At 71.6% G+C, this 14,904-nt stretch carries 16 protein-coding genes and 1 pseudogene; 8 read left to right on the top strand and 9 right to left on the bottom strand.

Annotated elements, in window-relative coordinates:
* Window positions 1–118: 118 nt before the first annotated feature.
* Entirely contained in the window at window positions 119–610 is a 492-nt protein-coding gene (locus HNO83_RS10960; protein ID WP_249776670.1) for a MarR family winged helix-turn-helix transcriptional regulator, read from the bottom strand.
* Window positions 611–633: 23 nt separating this feature from the next.
* Complete coding sequence (locus HNO83_RS10955) at window positions 634–2,313, bottom strand: MDR family MFS transporter (protein WP_175337673.1); 1,680 nt, start codon at window positions 2,311–2,313, stop codon at window positions 634–636.
* A 135-nt stretch (window positions 2,314–2,448) separates the two neighbouring features.
* Here HNO83_RS10955 and HNO83_RS10950 point away from each other — a divergent pair, with 135 nt between their 5' ends.
* From HNO83_RS10950 to HNO83_RS10935, 4 genes are all read left to right on the top strand, one after another.
* The gene (locus tag HNO83_RS10950) at window positions 2,449–3,099 is read left to right on the top strand and encodes a TetR/AcrR family transcriptional regulator (RefSeq protein ID WP_175337561.1); all 651 of its coding nucleotides are present in this window, start codon (window positions 2,449–2,451) and stop codon (window positions 3,097–3,099) included.
* A gap of 66 nt (window positions 3,100–3,165) precedes the next feature.
* Window positions 3,166–3,837, top strand: coding sequence for a phosphatase PAP2 family protein (locus tag HNO83_RS10945; protein ID WP_175337560.1), 672 nt, complete (start codon window positions 3,166–3,168; stop codon window positions 3,835–3,837).
* Window positions 3,838–4,054: 217 nt separating this feature from the next.
* Complete coding sequence (locus tag HNO83_RS20600) at window positions 4,055–6,157, top strand: sigma-70 family RNA polymerase sigma factor (RefSeq protein ID WP_175337559.1); 2,103 nt, start codon at window positions 4,055–4,057, stop codon at window positions 6,155–6,157.
* 216 nt (window positions 6,158–6,373) lie between these two features.
* Complete coding sequence (locus tag HNO83_RS10935) at window positions 6,374–6,655, top strand: hypothetical protein (RefSeq protein WP_175337558.1); 282 nt, start codon at window positions 6,374–6,376, stop codon at window positions 6,653–6,655.
* Here HNO83_RS10935 and HNO83_RS10930 read toward each other — a convergent pair whose 3' ends face one another.
* Window positions 6,656–7,714, bottom strand: coding sequence for a S1C family serine protease (locus HNO83_RS10930; protein ID WP_349627145.1), 1,059 nt, complete (start codon window positions 7,712–7,714; stop codon window positions 6,656–6,658). It lies immediately after the preceding gene.
* A 212-nt stretch (window positions 7,715–7,926) separates the two neighbouring features.
* Here HNO83_RS10930 and HNO83_RS10925 point away from each other — a divergent pair, with 212 nt between their 5' ends.
* The 3 genes from HNO83_RS10925 to HNO83_RS10915 all read left to right on the top strand — a co-directional run bounded on the left by HNO83_RS10925 (window position 7,927) and on the right by HNO83_RS10915 (window position 10,990).
* Window positions 7,927–8,136, top strand: a complete 210-nt coding sequence (locus HNO83_RS10925) for a hypothetical protein (protein WP_249776668.1) — start codon at window positions 7,927–7,929, stop codon at window positions 8,134–8,136.
* A gap of 103 nt (window positions 8,137–8,239) precedes the next feature.
* Window positions 8,240–8,404, top strand: coding sequence for a hypothetical protein (locus HNO83_RS10920; protein WP_175337556.1), 165 nt, complete (start codon window positions 8,240–8,242; stop codon window positions 8,402–8,404).
* Window positions 8,405–8,683: 279 nt separating this feature from the next.
* A complete protein-coding gene (locus HNO83_RS10915) occupies window positions 8,684–10,990 on the top strand; it encodes an ATP-binding protein (RefSeq protein WP_175337555.1) in 2,307 nt (768 codons plus the stop codon).
* A gap of 24 nt (window positions 10,991–11,014) precedes the next feature.
* On the opposite strand, the gene HNO83_RS10910 is transcribed toward HNO83_RS10915, so the two are convergent.
* The 3 genes and pseudogenes from HNO83_RS10910 to HNO83_RS20595 form a co-directional block, all read right to left on the bottom strand.
* A complete protein-coding gene (locus HNO83_RS10910; RefSeq protein WP_175337554.1) occupies window positions 11,015–11,572 on the bottom strand; it encodes an RNA polymerase sigma factor in 558 nt (185 codons plus the stop codon).
* Between the two features lie 66 nt (window positions 11,573–11,638).
* Complete coding sequence (locus tag HNO83_RS20345) at window positions 11,639–12,175, bottom strand: UDP-N-acetylglucosamine 2-epimerase (RefSeq protein WP_249776667.1); 537 nt, start codon at window positions 12,173–12,175, stop codon at window positions 11,639–11,641.
* Window positions 12,117–12,632 (bottom strand): annotated as a pseudogene (locus tag HNO83_RS20595) (UDP-N-acetylglucosamine 2-epimerase); the annotation flags it as partial. The gene HNO83_RS20345 and the pseudogene HNO83_RS20595, both read right to left, overlap by 59 nt.
* A 148-nt stretch (window positions 12,633–12,780) precedes the next feature.
* On the opposite strand from HNO83_RS20595, the gene HNO83_RS10900 reads away from it, so the two are divergent.
* Window positions 12,781–13,065 (top strand): GNAT family N-acetyltransferase, encoded by a 285-nt coding sequence (locus HNO83_RS10900; RefSeq protein ID WP_175337553.1) that lies wholly within the window; start codon window positions 12,781–12,783, stop codon window positions 13,063–13,065.
* On the opposite strand, the gene HNO83_RS10895 is transcribed toward HNO83_RS10900, so the two are convergent.
* From HNO83_RS10895 to HNO83_RS10885, 3 genes are all read right to left on the bottom strand, one after another.
* A complete protein-coding gene (locus HNO83_RS10895; protein WP_249776666.1) occupies window positions 13,025–13,396 on the bottom strand; it encodes a hypothetical protein in 372 nt (123 codons plus the stop codon). The two genes, HNO83_RS10900 and HNO83_RS10895, sit on opposite strands and share 41 nt — an antisense overlap.
* A gap of 61 nt (window positions 13,397–13,457) precedes the next feature.
* On the bottom strand, window positions 13,458–14,507 hold the full coding sequence (gene lplAB / locus HNO83_RS10890; RefSeq protein WP_175337552.1) for a lipoate-protein ligase LplAB: 1,050 nt from the start codon (window positions 14,505–14,507) through the stop codon (window positions 13,458–13,460).
* Window positions 14,508–14,541: 34 nt separating this feature from the next.
* Window positions 14,542–14,757, bottom strand: a complete 216-nt coding sequence (locus HNO83_RS10885; protein ID WP_175337551.1) for a hypothetical protein — start codon at window positions 14,755–14,757, stop codon at window positions 14,542–14,544.
* Between the last annotated feature and the right edge of the window lie 147 nt (window positions 14,758–14,904).

Below are 14,904 nucleotides of genomic sequence, written 5' to 3'. Positions count from 1 at the left end.
TCGGCACAGCGGCACGACGGCCTGCCGAGCGGCGGCCGCGGGGGCGGAGGGGGGCGGATGCGGGCTGCATACCCGACGAAGGGTACCAGCGTCCCGCTGAATCGCCACCCTGAGCGGGCTAGCCGGCGACCTCGTTCAGCCGCTCCAGCAGCTCGGCGAGCCGCCGGACGTCGTCCTCGCCCCAACGCCGCAGGCTGCGGTACAGGTTGGCCTGGTCGGCCGCGCGCACCTCGTTCACGCGCTCGATCGCCTCCGGCGTCGCCGCGAGGAAGCTCGCCCGCCGGTCGGCCGGGTCCGCCCTCCGCTCGACGAAGCCCATGTCTTCGAGGATCTTCACCTGCCGGCTGATCACGCTCTTGTCCGTGTACAGCATCGCGGCGAGCGCACCGGCGTGGATGGGGCCGCTGCGCACGATCGTGCTGAGCAGCTTGTACCCGACCGGCTGCAGGTCGGGGTGGATGCGCGACGCTCGCTCCCGCATCGAGGTGCCCACCTGGTTGAACAGCCGGGTGAACTGCTCCTCCACCTCGGCGATGGCCGCGTCGGTGCCCGCACCCGCGGGCGGAAGGGTGGCGGCGTCGCCCGCCGCCACCCGTCCCGTGTTCTCCATGGCCGCGATCATAACGCGGTCCGCTATCGGCGGTTCTCAGGGGCGGTCACGTCGCCGCCCGCCCGGATCGCGGCGACCGAGCCGGTCGCGGGTGCGCCGATCAGCGCCTCGGCGACCTCGACCGCGTTCTCCTCCGCGGCCTCCAGCCGGCCCTCGCCCGCCTCCTTCTCCTTCATCCGCTCGATCGCGGTCTTCGTGCCGAGCTTCACGTTCGGCAGGAAGACGATGGCGACGATGCTGACGATCGCGAGCGGAACGGCGATCAGGAAGATGTCCGCGACCGCCTGGCCGTACACCGACTCGACGATGGTGCGGATGCCGGCCGGCAGGTGGTTCACCTGGGGCAGCTGGCCGCTCTGCAGCGACTTGAGCGCCTCGATCCCCTTCGTGCCGTATTTGGCCGCGGCGGCGAGCAGGTCGCCCTTGCGGTCGCCCATCGAGTTCACAACGGTCGTGCCGAGCACGCTGCCCATCACGGAGACGCCGATGGTGCCGCCGAGGCTGCGGAAGAAGGCGACGTTGGAGCTGGCCGCGCCGAGCTGCTCGGGCTGGACCGTGTTCTGCACGATCAGCACGAGGTTCTGCATGACCATGCCGACGCCCGCGCCGAGGATCAGCATGTAGACGGAGACGAGGACGTAGTTCGTGTCGAACTCGATCGTGCTCATCAGGTACAGGCCGACGGCCAGCAGCACCGAGCCGGCGATCATGTAGCCCTTCCACCGGCCGAACCGGCTGATCAGGTTACCGACCACCATCGACGACAGCAGCAGCCCGAAGATCATCGGGAGCGTCAGCAGGCCCGACTCGGTCGGGGTCGCTCCGCGCGCCAGCTGCATGTACTGGCCGAGGTAGACCGACGTGCCGAACATCGCGACACCCACCGAGATGGAGGCGATCACCGCGAGCGTGAAGGTGCGGTTCTTGAACATCCCGAGCGGGATGATCGGCTCCTTCGCCACGAGCTCGGTGATGACCATGCCGATCAGCAGCGCGACGGCGATGCCGACCATCCAGAACGTCTGCGCGCTCCACCAGTCGAAGTCCTTGCCCGCGAGCGACACCCAGATGAGCAGCAGCGAGACGCCGCCGGCCAGCAGGACTGCGCCGAGGTAGTCGATGCGGACCGTGCGCGCCGGGCGCTTGGGCAGCTTCAGGGTGAACTGGAGCAGGATGATCGCGACGATCGCGACGGGGACGCCGACGAAGAAGTTCCAGCGCCAGCCGATCGAGTCGGTGAGCAGACCGCCGATGAGCGGGCCGCCGACCGTTCCGACCGCCATGATGCCGCCGAAGAGGCCCATGTAGCGACCGCGCTCCCGCGGGCTGATGATGTCGGCCATGATGATCTGGCTGAGCGCCGTCAGCCCTCCGGCCCCGAGACCCTGGACCACACGGAAGCCGATGAGCATGTTGGTGTCCTGCGAGAAGCCGGCCAGCGCCGATCCGAGCACGAAGAGCACGAGGGCGAGTTGGATGAGCAGCTTGCGGTTGAACAGGTCGGCGAGCTTGCCCCAGATCGGGGTGGACACGGTGGTGGCGAGCAGCGTGCTCGTCACCACCCAGGTGTAGGCGGTCTGGTCGCCGTGCAGTTCGGAGATGATCCGCGGCATCGAGGTCGAGACGACCGTGCCCGCGAGGATCGAGACGAACATGCCGAGCAGCAGCCCGGAGAGGGATTCGAGCACCTGGCGATGCGACATCGCCGTGGGTGCTTCGTCTCTGGTGAGAGTGGTGGACATGTGGATCCTTCGCGCAATTGGTTGACGACGATCAACCATATATAATTAGATGACCATAGTCAACTAACAGAGTGCGTCGCTGCAAAATTTCCGATCATGCAAAAGTTTCTCTCCCCGTCCGAAGGCCTCCGCGAGCGCAAGAAGGCACAGGTCAGAGCCGACCTCGAACGCGCCGCGCTGGAGCTCGCCCTCGAGCGCGACCTCGACGAGGTGACCGTCGACGAGATCTGCGCGCGCATCCCGGTCTCGCACCGCACCTTCTTCAACTACTTCGACACCAAGGAGGACGCGCTCTTCGACGTCCGCCGCGCCTGGGGCGACCCGGAGTGGTTCGCCCGGCGCCTGGACGAGGCGTATGAGGGGAGCGTCGTCGGCGCCGTCGTCGCCGCGCTGTTCCCCGAGGAGGAGGCGGGAGGCGACCAGGGGATGCGCGAGGCGCGCATGCTCATCGCCGCACGCCATCCCGGGCTGATCCGGCGGAAGGCGCGCCGGCTCGACGAGCTGCGCGCCGGCCTCGTCGCGGCGGTCGCCGCGTTCGTCACCGAGCGCGATCCCGCCTCGGCGGAGGCCGCATCCACTCTTGGCATCGACCCCGACGCCCAGGCGGAGCTGCTCGTCGTCGCGTGCGTCGGCGCCGTCCGCATCGCGGTGCGCGAGTGGGCGGAGCAGGGCGCCTGCGGCTCGGAGGCGGAGGTCAAGGCCCGGGCGGTGGCGGTCGCCCGCGCACTCGCCCCGGTGCTGGGCTGAGCGTCCTCACACCCGAAACGGGTTCATCTCCAGGCTGACGGGGCCCGCATTCCGTACTCTCGGAGCATGCAGACCCGTCGTGACCGAGCCTGGGCACTCAGCCGACCCGTCCACTGGATCGTCTGGACCGTCGTGCTCTTCGCACTGACGATCGCCCTCGGGTTCGCGGCGAAGGCCCTGCCGGCGCTCCGCTTCGCCGGCCTCGACGCCGCGGTGAACCGGGTCAACTCCCCCCTGCTCGACACCGGGGCCCTCGTGCTCGACCGGCTCGACCACCCCGTCGTGGTCGCCGTCATCCTGGTGGTCGTGTTCGTCGTGCTGCTGCCGCTGGCGGGCTGGCGCAGGGCGCTCGGGGTGTGCGTCGTCACCGGCGCCGCCTGGCTCACCACCCTCGTCATCAAGTACGTCGTGGCGCAGCCGCGGCCGTCGACGGGCGACCTGACCCACCTGCTCCACGTCTCCCCCGCCACGCTGAGCTACCCGAGCGGTCACGTCGTCTTCGCGACCGCTCTCGTCGCCGCGCTGGCGACGGTGTGCCGGACGACCACCGCGCGGACGCTCGTGCTCGTGATCGGCGGCCTCCTCGTCGTGGCGGTCGCGTGGTCACGGCTCTACGTCGGCGTGCACTACGGCACGGACGTCGTGGGTGGCGTGCTGAACGGCGCGGCGGGAGCCGTGCTCATGGTCGGGCTCTGGGACCTGGCCACGCGGCGCCTGGCGCCGCGACGCGTCTCTTAACGGGCACCGGCGGTCTCCGCCGGCAGGTGCGGGACGGGATCGCCTGCGCACGCGATCCCCTGAGGTGCAGCGCGTCCGGGTAGGCCCGTCAGGTCGGGCTGCGCAGTGCGGTCTCTGCGGATGACGTCGTTCTTTCTCCGGAATGCGTCATGAACCCGCGACGACGGTCGTCCACGTAGTTAAGACGCCCGCACTGCCCGTAAGGACCCGAAACCTTATGAACCGTCGATTCGACGACCTCTCCGACGCCGAACTCCTCGCCCTGGCGCGCGAGGGGGACGGCCCCGCCTACGGAATCCTGTTCAAGCGCCATTGGCACGCAGGCCGCGGCATGGCCGCCTCCGTCACCAGCCGGTTCGAGGCCGACGACCTCGCCTCCGAGGCCTTCGCCCGCATCCTCAAGGCGGTCGAGAAGGGCAACGGACCGAAGACCGGCTTCCGCTCGTACCTCGCCACGACCATCCGCAATGTCGCCATCGACTGGTCGCGCCGCAAGAGCACGCCCAACATCGAGGACGCCGATGTGATCGAGGACTGGACGTACAGCGAGGTCACCGCCCTCGAGCGCATCGAGCGCGAGACGATGGCGAAGGCCTTCTACGACCTGCCGGACAGCTGGCAGGAGGTGCTCTGGTACACCGAGGTCGAAGACATGGCGCCGCGCGAGGTCGCCCCGCTGCTCGGTCTCACGCCCAACGCCGTCTCCGCGCTGGCCGTCCGTGCGCGCGAGGGCCTCCGGCAGTCGTGGATCAACGCCCACCTCGCGGAGGTCCCCGCCGACGAGCCCGAGCACGCGTGGGTGCTCTCCAAGATGGGTCCGCACGTGCGCGGCAGGCTCTCCCGCACCGACCGCGCAAAGGTGGAGGAGCACCTCGACGCGTGCCCCTCCTGCGCCGACGCAGCGAAGGAGGCCGGCCGGGTCGGCTCGCGGCTCGCCATGGGCATCCTGCCGCTGTTCCTGGGGATCGCCGGGGCGGCCGCCTACACCGGGTGGACGAGCGAGTCCTCCGGGGCCGCGGTGGCGGCGACGCTCTCCGGCACGCAGGCCGTCCACGTTCCCGCGACGACAGCGCCCGCGGCCAGTGCCGTGCCGTCCGGCGCGATCCACTCGGTCCGCGTTGTCGCTCGATTCCGCGACCTCGTGAGCGCGGGAGCCTCGGCGTCGGGCACCGGTGCCGCCGCCGTCGTCGCGGTCGTCGCCGCGGCGGCCCTGACGACCGGCGCTGTCATCGCCGCGCCGCAGTCGAGCATCGCCGACGGGTCCACGACGAGTCAGCCGGCATCCCTGGCGGACGATCGCTGCCCCGACAAGCAGCGGAGCTCCGACGGCCCCGAGACGCCGTTCGCGCTGGAGGTATCCACCTCCGAGGAGAACCGGCCCGGCACCGCTACCGCTTCACCGTCTCCGGTCCTGGCGGAGACGGCAGACAGCCCGGCCTCCCCCGCTCCGCCGCCGGCGACGCCGCCACGCGCCGGCGTCCAGCCCGGCACCGAGCCGGAGCCGACCGTCCCGCCGGAGCCGCGCGCGGATCCCGAGGCGCCCGTCCCGCCGGAGTCGCCCGTCGAGCCCGAGTCGCCCGATGCCCCCGCCGGGCCCGAGCCGCCGGGCACCCCGGTGAACCCGGAGGAGCCGGTCGACCCGCCCACCGAGCCGCCGGCCCCTCCGACACCGCAGGAGGAATCGTGCGACGCGATGATCCGGCTGGTGCCCGCCGATCAGACGGTGTTCGGGTACCGGCTCGACGATCCTGCGGGCTCCACGTCGGCCACCGACCTCGTCCACGGCCGCACGGGCCGCTACGCGGGCACACCGGATCAGCCGGGCTGGACTCTTGCGGACTCGACTCTGCGTCCGTCGACCGACGAGTTCTCCGTTCAGATCCGGTTCAAGACGTCCATCGGCGGCGGTCGCCTGATCGGGTTCAGCTCGGCGATGGAGGCGGACTCGCAAGACTTCGACCGGCACCTGTTCCTGACCGACGACGGCCGGGTGGCGTTCGGGGTCTGGCCCGGGACCGTCCGCGTCATCTCGTCGCCGCAGACGTATCTCGACGACGCCTGGCACCAGGCGACGGCGACGCTGTCGGCCGACGGCATGAAGCTCTACGTCGACGGCGCCTTGGTGGCACACGATCCGTCGGTGACCCGGGGTCAGTCCTTCTCCGGGTTCTGGCGCATCGGCTACGAGAGCATGCACAACTGGGGGCCATTGCAGCCGGCGAACTGGACCTTCGGCGGAACACTCGCGTACGCCGCCGTCTACAGCACCGCACTGACTCCCGAGCAGATCGCGGCGCAGTGGCGGTACTGCTCCGGTTGACCGGCTGCGCCGTCCCGATCGCGTCATAGCGACGGCTCCGCCTCGTCTACCTCGGTAGGGACGCATTTTCGGGTTTCGCGTTTCCCCGGAGCAACTCCTTTCGCATGTTGTCTCCCGAGTGGCCCGGCCGGCTCGTCCACATCCAGCCGCCGGGTCACTCCCTCCCCCATAGCCGTCGTGGTGGCGGCTGCCGCATCCGACGATCGAGAGGACGAGATGAGGGCCACCTGGAATCCCCGCGAACGCGCGATCGGGCTCGTCAGCGCGACCACCGACGGATGGCGCGGCGAGCTCGTCACCCCCCTGATCCCCCGCGACCCCTCCTCCCCTCTGAGGTCGGCCCTCCTCAACGAGCGGGCGGAGCGTCTCGGCGAGCTCCGCGCGCTCGACTTCCGCGTCTACGACACCGTGCGCATCGAGGAACTGGGCTCCGGCGACACCTACCGGATCATCGACCGCTTCAAGGCGGCCGCGGAGATGGCGGACCGCTCGGCCTGATCAGCCGCTCCCCAGCGTGACCGTGGTCCTGTCCGTCTTGCCGTCGCGCACGTAGGTGACCTTCACCTCGTCGCCCGGCTTGCTGGTGAGTTGCTTCGCCGTCAGGTCGTCGACGCTCCCCACCGGTGCGCCGTCGACCCGGGTGATGATGTCGCCCGGCTCCAGCCCCGCCTGGTCGGCCGGACCACCCGGCACCACGGCCTGCACGTAGAGCCCCGGCTCCCCCTCGCCGTTCGCACCGGGAACGACGGGGCTCACCGAGAGCCCGAATGTCGGGTAGACCACCTTGCCGGTCTCTATGATCTGCTGCGCGATGGGCATCGCCACGGCCTGCGGAACGGCGAACCCGATGCCGACGCTTCCGCCGCCGGCGGCCCCCGACTCCCCCGGCACGGTCGCGATGGCCGAGTTGACGCCGACGAGGCGGCCGTCGCAGTCCACCAGTGCACCGCCCGAATTGCCGGGGTTGATGGAGGCGTCGGTCTGGATCGCGTCGGCGAGCACGGCGTTGCGATCGCTGTCGCTCTGGACGGGCACCGTACGCCCGAGCGCGCTCACCACTCCGGTCGTCACCGTGCTGGACAGGCCGAGCGGAGCGCCGAGCGCCACGACCGGCTGCCCCACCTTGAGCGCCGCGGAGTCGCCCTGCCGGATCACCGGAAGGCCCGATCCCTGCACCTTGATGACCGCGATGTCGGCGCGCGGCGACCGGCCGACGAGCTTCGCCGGGTGCGTGCTGCCGTCGTTGTAGAGAACGACGATCTCCGCCCCCTCCGCTGCGGGGGCGATCACGTGGTTGTTGGTCAGGATGTAGCCGTCGGCCGTGATGATCTCGCCGCTCCCTGTGCCGCCGGAGCCGTCCCCCGCACGGACCCCGATGGTGACGATCGACGGCAGCACGTCCTCCGCGACCTTCTCGGCGTCGCAGACGGATCGGGAGTCGCCCGGCGCCTGCCCTGACAGCGCACCGCGCGCGACCGGGGCCGCATTGCGCAGTGCCAGGCCGCCCAGCACCCCCGCGCCGACCAGGATGACCGCCCCGAGGATCGCGAGGAGCACGATCGCCCACGCAGGAAACCTCCCGGCCCGTCCGGTTCTGTTCTCGCCTCGTGACACGATCGGATCCCCCTCCACGCGGTGCTGCGACCAGAGTGATGGCTCACCGCCGCGCTTGGCTAGTCAGTTCGGGGACCGCCGGGAGCCCGCAGAAAGCGCCAGAGGGACGTGCCGATGCGGCCGGCCCTCACTAATGTAAACGCATGGATTCCGGCATGGGAGTGTTCACTGCCTATCTCGTGCACACCGCTCCCGGCTCGGAGGACCGTGCCGTCGAACTCCCCCTCGTGACGCCCATGCCGCCGTCGCGTGTGCGGCTTCCCGACCGCGAGGATCCGGCTCGCGTGCTGGTCTACGAGCTCGTCACCGCGGAGGACTGGCCGCGCGAGGCGACCTACCGGTTCCGCGGGGCGGAGGATCGCTGACCGGCCGCCCCACCTGGGCCGCGGCTGCCTAGCCAGGGCGAGCCGCGGACGGCAAGCTGGCCCAAAGAGCGGGCTCCCGGCGGCTGGGGAGGAGGTGCTGAGCGTGAGCGACGAGGGCGCGACGGCTCCGCGGCCGGGACAGGAGTGGTGGAGGAACGCCCTCAGCCACCCGGACGTCGAGGGAGTCGACATCGCGGACGGGCTGGTCCGCGTCCGGCTGCGGTCGGGCATCGAGCTGGAGTGGCCGCGCGACGACGTGGCCGTCTGACCCCCTGTCGCCCGCCACCCCACCGGTGGTGCGCGACACCTGCCGAGGCACCATCGCGTCCGGTCCTGTCTTTCGCCGACCGTCGTGCACTGGAAGCATCGCAGCGCAACACACAGACGCGCGGACGGCGCTCGGACGCACGAGGTGGAGGGCCGGCCGCGCGAAACCCGAAACGCGATCGCGGCCCTCCACCCTGATGGGAGGGAAGCTCTCGCCCGAAGAGCTTCCACTGGAAGAGACGCGGGCGCGACCGCATTCGTGATGTGACAGGTGGAGGGAATGACCGGAACCGGCGGACCCGGGGGTGCAGCGCACGGCCTCCCGGTGCGGTTCGACGCGCTGATCGGGCGACGCGAGGAGGTGTCGCTGATCCGCCGGCTGCTGCTGTCGTCGGTGCGTCTGGTCACGCTGACCGGCGCGGCGGGGGTGGGGAAGAGCAGGGTGGCGATCGCGGCGACCGAGGGCCTCGCCCGCGCGGTGCCCGGCATCTGGTACGTGGATGCGCGCGGCCGCGGAGACGAGATCGCGGCGGCGATCGCCTCCGAGCTCAAGGTCGATTCCGGCAGAGATCCGCTGGCCGCCGTGATCGCCGCCCTCTCCGCCGCCGATGCCCTCCTGCTCCTCGACGACGTCGACGAGGTCGTCAGGGAGACGTCCGCCGCCGTGGACGCCCTGCTCGCCGCCTGTCCAGGCGTCAAGGTCCTCGCGACGAGCCGGGAGCCTCTCACCTCGACGGCCCAGACGCTCGTCGCGATCGGCCCGTTCGCCGATCGCGGGCTGACGTTGGCGAGCGACGCCGTGCGCCTCTTCGCCGACCGCGCCGGCACCGGCGACGCGCATTTCGTGATCGACGCAAGAACATTGCCCGATGTGGTGCGGATCTGCGAGGCGAGCTCCGGCGTCCCGCTCGCGATCGAACTGGCGGCCGCCCAGCTGCAGTTCATGGATGTGCGGACGCTCGCGCACCGCGTCGATCACCAGCTCTCCGCGCTCGAGCCGGCGGATCCCGCGTCCCGGTCGCTGCGGGCCGCCGTCGAGGACAGCTGGGAACGGTGCGGCCCGCTCGAGCGGAGGGTGTGGAGCGACCTGTCCGTGCTGGCGCCCGGCTGGGATCTGGCACTTGGCGAGGCCATGGCCGCCCTCGGCGCCACAGGCCCACGGGAGGCGACCGCGACGGTGAAGCAGCTGATCCGCCGGTCGGTCGTGCACCGCCGCCGGGTCGGCGACACCGTGCGCTACGAGCTGCTCCCCGCCATCCGCGAGTTCGGTGCCGAGCATCAGGAGCGCCCGGTCGAGGCGCAACGCCATTTCGTCGCCTGCGTGATCGCCCGGCTGCACGAAGCGGAGGACGGCTGGTTCTCGGCAGGGCAGAGGGAGATCATGCTCCGCCTCGGAGGCGACCTCCCCAACATCCGCCGCGCGATGACCACCGCGGCCGCTCTCGGCGACGCCGACCGCGCCGTGGAGACGGCGGTGACCGCCTGGCGCCAGGCCTGGACGATCCACGGCAGCGCGGACGAGCTCGCGCGGTGGCTGGGCCGAGCGCTCGAATCCGGGACGCCGTCGCCGCTCTGGAGGAGCCTGGGGCACGCGCTCCGCGCCGCGGTCTACAGCCGGACCGGCAAACCCGGACTCGCGCGCAGGGAGCTGATACAGGCTCTCCAGGCGCGGGATGCGGCGGCCGGGACCGGCGACCAGGGCACGGCGCGCGAGGCCGACATCGCCGCGCGGAGTGCCGCGGAGACGCTCGAACGGGACGACGCGGCGGCGGTGGCGATCCTCCGTGACCTCATGGACGACCTGGGCGAGGAGGCGTACCGGTTCGGCCGGCTCAACACCCCGCAACGTCTCGCCGCCCGGCTGCGGGCGCTCGGCGAGGGCGCGGAGGCCGCTCAGGTCGAGGCGGCGATCACCGAACGAGCGCTCGTGGCAGGCGACCGCTACGAGCGGTCGTTCCTGCGGACGGCGCGGGCCACGGCCGCCGCAGCGGCAGGCGACTACGACGCGTGCGAGCTGGACGCGCGCGACGCTCTCGTGCTCAAGCGGGGCCTCGGAAACGGGCTCGGCATCGCCCACGCGCTCGAGCTGCTCGCCGAGGTCGCGCGAGAGCGCGCGGATGCCGCCCGCGGCGCCAGCCTGCTGGGCGCCGCGGCAGCGCGGTGGCGCGACGCCGGAGCCGTCAGGGCGAGCTATCCGCCGTACTTCCTCGATTCCGCCCCGACCGAGCGGGCGCTGCGCCGGCGGCTCGGCGATGCGGCGTTCGGCCGCGCGTTCGACTACGGCGCCGCGCTGACCGAGGACGAGAGCATCGGCTTCGCGCTGCACGGGATCGTCGAGACCCACCTCCGGGCGGCCGTGCCCCTGGCCGCGCGGTCGGTCCTGACCCCGAGGGAGACGGAGGTCGCATCGCTCGTCGCCGACGGGGAGACGAACCGTTCGATCGCACGGCGCCTGTTCGTCTCCATCCGCACCGTCGAGACGCACGTGCAGAACGCCCTGGTGAAGCTCGGCCTGCGGTCACGCACGGAGCTCGCCGTGTGGTTCCGTGAGCAGCCCGGGACCGCTCGCCCGGAGGGCGCGGCCTGAGCGCGCGCCCTCCGGGGCGGACACTCACGCGGCGAGGGCGAGCTCCTCGCCGTGGGTGGCGAGGGCGGCACGCAGCCCGGCCCTGGCGCGGGCGGCGAGCGCCGTCGCGCCGCCGAGGCTCACCCCGAGCAGGCGGGACACGGTTTCGAGCGGCAGCTGCTGCAGAACCGTCAGCACGAGCACGTGCTGCCAGCGCTCGGGGAGGCTCCGGAACGGCCGTTCGAGGTCGCCGAGGTCGCTCACTTCGAACCGGTAGCTGCCCAGCGCGCTGTCATCGGGCAGCGGCACGAGCGTGGCGCGTGCCGCGCGGGCACCCCAGGTGGCGGCGACATTGCGGATGGCCGTCCGGAGGTAGTGGGCGAATCCCTCGGTCGGGCCGTTGCCGTTCCGCAGCGACGTGAGGACCTTGGCGAACGCCTCCTGGACGATGTCGTCGGCGTCGAAACGCGACGTGGTGCACCGGGCGACGTGGTGCGCCCAGCCCTGGTAGCGGGACCACAGCTCGCCCAGGGCGGCCGGGTCGCCGCCGCGCACACGGTCCAGGAGCTGCAGGTCGGTGGGGCGGGCGGCGTCGACGGTCATTCTCACTCCTCGGCTGGTGGATGACCCCAGGCTCGTGTCCGCGGCCGGTCCGCCGGATCCGTACGACTACCGAGCAGCTACCGATTCCCGCCGGAGGGGCGTCACGAAGTCGGGGAGGCGCGTCCCGCATCCGAGCAAGTGCGCGAGGGCGGCGACGACGCGCTCGGCGGCCCGCCCGTCGCCGAAGGGGCTCGCTGCTCCCGCCATCGCCGCATGCAGGACGGGGTCGGTGAGCAGTCCGGACGCCGCCTCCACCATCCGCTCCACCCGTGTCCCGATGACCGCGGACGTTCCTGCGAGCACGCCCTCCGGTCGCGCAGTGGTGTCGCCGAGCACGAGGACGGGGACGTTCCGGCTGGGAGCCACCTCCTCGATGCGGGTGCAATCGGTCAGGACCAGCACCGAGCGCCCGATCAGCTCCAGGAGCGCGTCGAACCGCGGCTGACCGAGCGAGTGGATGTTCGCAGTGCGCCCGAGGTCCGGCCCGAGCCCGGCGTGCTGCGCGAGGTCCGGTCCCCCCCGAGAGCACGAACGCGTGGCTGGGGAACCGCGTTGCGAGGATCCGGACCGCCGCGCCGAGCCGGCGCAGCGGTGCACCGGCATGCTCCGGCCGGTGCACCGCCACGAGCACGATCGGCTGCTCCGCGGCCGTCGCCGGGTCGGCCGGCAGCAGCGGTGCCACGGCATCGACCAGGGTGTCGCCGGTGACGACGATCCGGTGCTCGGGAACGGACGCGCCGAGCAGCACCCGGGCAGCGTGCTCGGTCGGCGCCAGGTGCAGCCGCGAGAGCCGGTCGAGCTCCCGGCACGCGGGCTCCTCCGCGGCCCCCGCGGCCGGGGCGTTCCCGCGGCGTCCGGCCGAGAGGTGGGCCACCGGGACTCCGAGCCGGGAGGCCGCCCGCACCGCGGCGAGCGCCCGCGGCGACGGCGATTCGACCAGGACCGCGTCCGGGCGCAGCGACCCGACCAGCGATTCCGCGTCGTCCCGCGGCTCCGGGGTCACGTCTCCGACGGGGCGAAGGAGCTCGGACGAGTGCAGCGCGCGGACGACGGGCTCCATCCTGATCCAGACGTCGGGCGAGTCGTGGACGGTCATGATGGTGCGCATGGGCGGGCTCCTCTCGGCGAAGGCGGCGATGCCCTCACCCGTAAAGACGTGCGTCCGCCCTTCCGCCTGACGCGATCCACATGCGGGGTAGCGTTGCGGCATGAGCTTGAGCGTCGAGAACCAGCCGGACCAGTCCCGCTACGCCCTCCTCCAGGACGGCGAGGTGATCGGCGTCGCGGAGTACGACCTGCGCGACGACGCCATCGTCTTCACCCACACCGAGGTCGACGAGGCGAAGCGGGAGAAGGGGATGGCGTCCACCCTCGTGCAGACGGCGCTGGACGACGTGCGCGACCACTCGGACCGACGGGTCGTCGCCTCCTGCCCCTACGTGCGGAGCTGGCTCAGCGAGCACCCCGACTACGCGGGGCTGCAGAAGCGGTAGCGCGGCCGTCCTCGCTCGGAGCCCGGCCCTCGACCCGCCGGCCGTCGCCCGCTCCGCCGAGGTCCAGCGTGATCTTCCCGCCCTGCCAGCCTTCGTCGCCGCCGTCGCCGGGCAGCGGCGCCGGCGCGGGCAGGAGTGACTGCCGGTCCATCTCCTGCTGCGCCTCGTGGCGGGCCGGCGCGAAGATCTCGTCGAACGAGCCGCCGATGGCCCCGCTCATCGTGCCGGAGCCCCGCTGCGCCTTGTTCGAGAGGTCGATCCAGCCGAGCTTCACAGCCACGACGATGACGACGATGAACGCCGCCACGATCCCCACGACCCACCAATTCACGCCATCCAGGGTACCGGAGCCCCTGTGGACTGCCTGAGAGCGGGACGTTCGGGCGCCGGGATCAGGGCACCCGGTAGAGCCACTCCTCAGTCTCGAACTTCTCGGCGACCAGCTTCTCGGCGGCCGCGTACTCGGCGTCGGTGAGGTCGCCCTCCGTGGCGCCGTACAGGTTCTTGAAGGTGAGCTTCATCTGCTCGATGATCTCGGCGCGGCTGAGGCCGGTCTGGCTGCGCAGCGGGTCGACGCGCTTGGCCGCGGAGGTGATGCCCTTGTCGCTGATCTTCTCGCGCCCGATGCGGAGCACCTCGGTCATCTTCTGGCCGTCCATGTCGTAGCTCATGGTGACGTGGTGCAGTACCGCGCCGGAGCCCAGCCGCTTCTGCGCGGCTCCACCGATCTTGCCGGACGGGCTCGTGATGTCGTTGAGCGGCTGGTAGACGGCGTCGATGCCGAGGGATTTGAGCGCGACGATCGCCCACTCGTCGAGGAAGGCGTAGCTGTCGGCGAAGCTCATGCCCTGCACGAGGTCGGCGGGCGCGTAGATCGAGTAGGTGACGACCGATCCGGCCTCCATGAACATCGCGCCGCCGCCGGAGATGCGCCGGACCACCTGGATGCCGTACTTGGCGGCGTTCTCCGGGTCGACCTCGTTCTTCACCGATTGGAAGCTGCCGATCACCACGGCCGGCTCGTCCCACTCCCAGATGCGCAGGGTCGGCCCCCGGCGTCCCTCCCCCACCTCGTTCGCGAGCACCTCGTCGAGGGCGAGGTGCATCTGCGGGGAGACCGCCTTCGCGTGCACGATCTGCCAGTCGTAGTCGCGCCAGCTGGTCGCCTTGGCGAGCGCCCGCCGCACGGTCACGGCGACGGCCTCCGGCGAGAAGCCGAGCAGACTGGCCCCCTCCGGCAGGGCGTCCTTCACGGCCGCGGCGATGGTCTTGGCGTCCGCCTCGGCGGGGAGACCGTTCACGGCCTCGTCGATGGCTTCGAGCGCCGTGTCGGGCTCGAGGAAGAAGTCGCCCGCGAGCTGGAAGTCCGCGATCCGGCCGTCGACCACCTCCAGGTCGACGACGACGAGCTTGCCACCGGGGACCTTGTACTCACCATGCATACGCCCACCCTACGTCCGCCGGCGGGCGCGTCGCTCAGTGCGGCGGCGGGCTCCCCTTCTCGTCGCCGAACTCGTCGATCATCTTGTCCGGGCGGTGCGCGAGCGTGACCCCGAACCCGATGAGCAGGATGACGAGGATGAGGCCCACGATGAAGATGAGCCCGGTCAGCAGGTTCGCGCTTCCGCCGACGGTGGCCGGATTGTCGATCGGCGCGAACCGCGACAGCCCGAGCAGGATGCTGATGCCCATGACGACCCTCCCGAGCCCAGTGTCCGCGCTGCGGCCCCCGCTGCGCTAGACAGTTCCCGCCGCCGCGACTGCGGCCTCCCGGAACGTTTGCGCCCGCTCGCGCACCCGCAGTCGTTCCGGCAGGCCGCAGTCGCAGAGCGGGCGGCG

The sequence above is a fragment of the Leifsonia sp. C5G2 genome, from assembly GCF_013359685.1.
Taxonomy (GTDB): Bacteria; Actinomycetota; Actinomycetes; order Actinomycetales; family Microbacteriaceae; genus Leifsonia.
This window is presented reverse-complemented; position numbering and strand designations above follow the sequence as displayed.

Coding starts and splice junctions, on each gene's coding strand:
- HNO83_RS10910 (WP_175337554.1), bottom strand. CDS start 11,572: ATGACCGTCGACGCCGCCCGCCCCACCGACCTGCAGCTCCTGGACCGT.
- HNO83_RS10885 (WP_175337551.1), bottom strand. CDS start 14,757: ATGGGCATCAGCATCCTGCTCGGGCTGTCGCGGTTCGCGCCGATCGAC.
- HNO83_RS10925 (WP_249776668.1), top strand. CDS start 7,927: ATGGGAGTGTTCACTGCCTATCTCGTGCACACCGCTCCCGGCTCGGAG.
- HNO83_RS10945 (WP_175337560.1), top strand. CDS start 3,166: ATGCAGACCCGTCGTGACCGAGCCTGGGCACTCAGCCGACCCGTCCAC.
- HNO83_RS10935 (WP_175337558.1), top strand. CDS start 6,374: ATGAGGGCCACCTGGAATCCCCGCGAACGCGCGATCGGGCTCGTCAGC.
- HNO83_RS20600 (WP_175337559.1), top strand. CDS start 4,055: ATGAACCGTCGATTCGACGACCTCTCCGACGCCGAACTCCTCGCCCTG.
- HNO83_RS10960 (WP_249776670.1), bottom strand. CDS start 610: ATGGAGAACACGGGACGGGTGGCGGCGGGCGACGCCGCCACCCTTCCG.
- HNO83_RS10915 (WP_175337555.1), top strand. CDS start 8,684: ATGACCGGAACCGGCGGACCCGGGGGTGCAGCGCACGGCCTCCCGGTG.
- HNO83_RS10950 (WP_175337561.1), top strand. CDS start 2,449: ATGCAAAAGTTTCTCTCCCCGTCCGAAGGCCTCCGCGAGCGCAAGAAG.
- lplAB (WP_175337552.1), bottom strand. CDS start 14,507: ATGCATGGTGAGTACAAGGTCCCCGGTGGCAAGCTCGTCGTCGTCGAC.
- HNO83_RS10955 (WP_175337673.1), bottom strand. CDS start 2,313: ATGTCGCATCGCCAGGTGCTCGAATCCCTCTCCGGGCTGCTGCTCGGC.
- HNO83_RS10900 (WP_175337553.1), top strand. CDS start 12,781: ATGAGCTTGAGCGTCGAGAACCAGCCGGACCAGTCCCGCTACGCCCTC.
- HNO83_RS20345 (WP_249776667.1), bottom strand. CDS start 12,175: ATGCCGGTGCACCGCTGCGCCGGCTCGGCGCGGCGGTCCGGATCCTCG.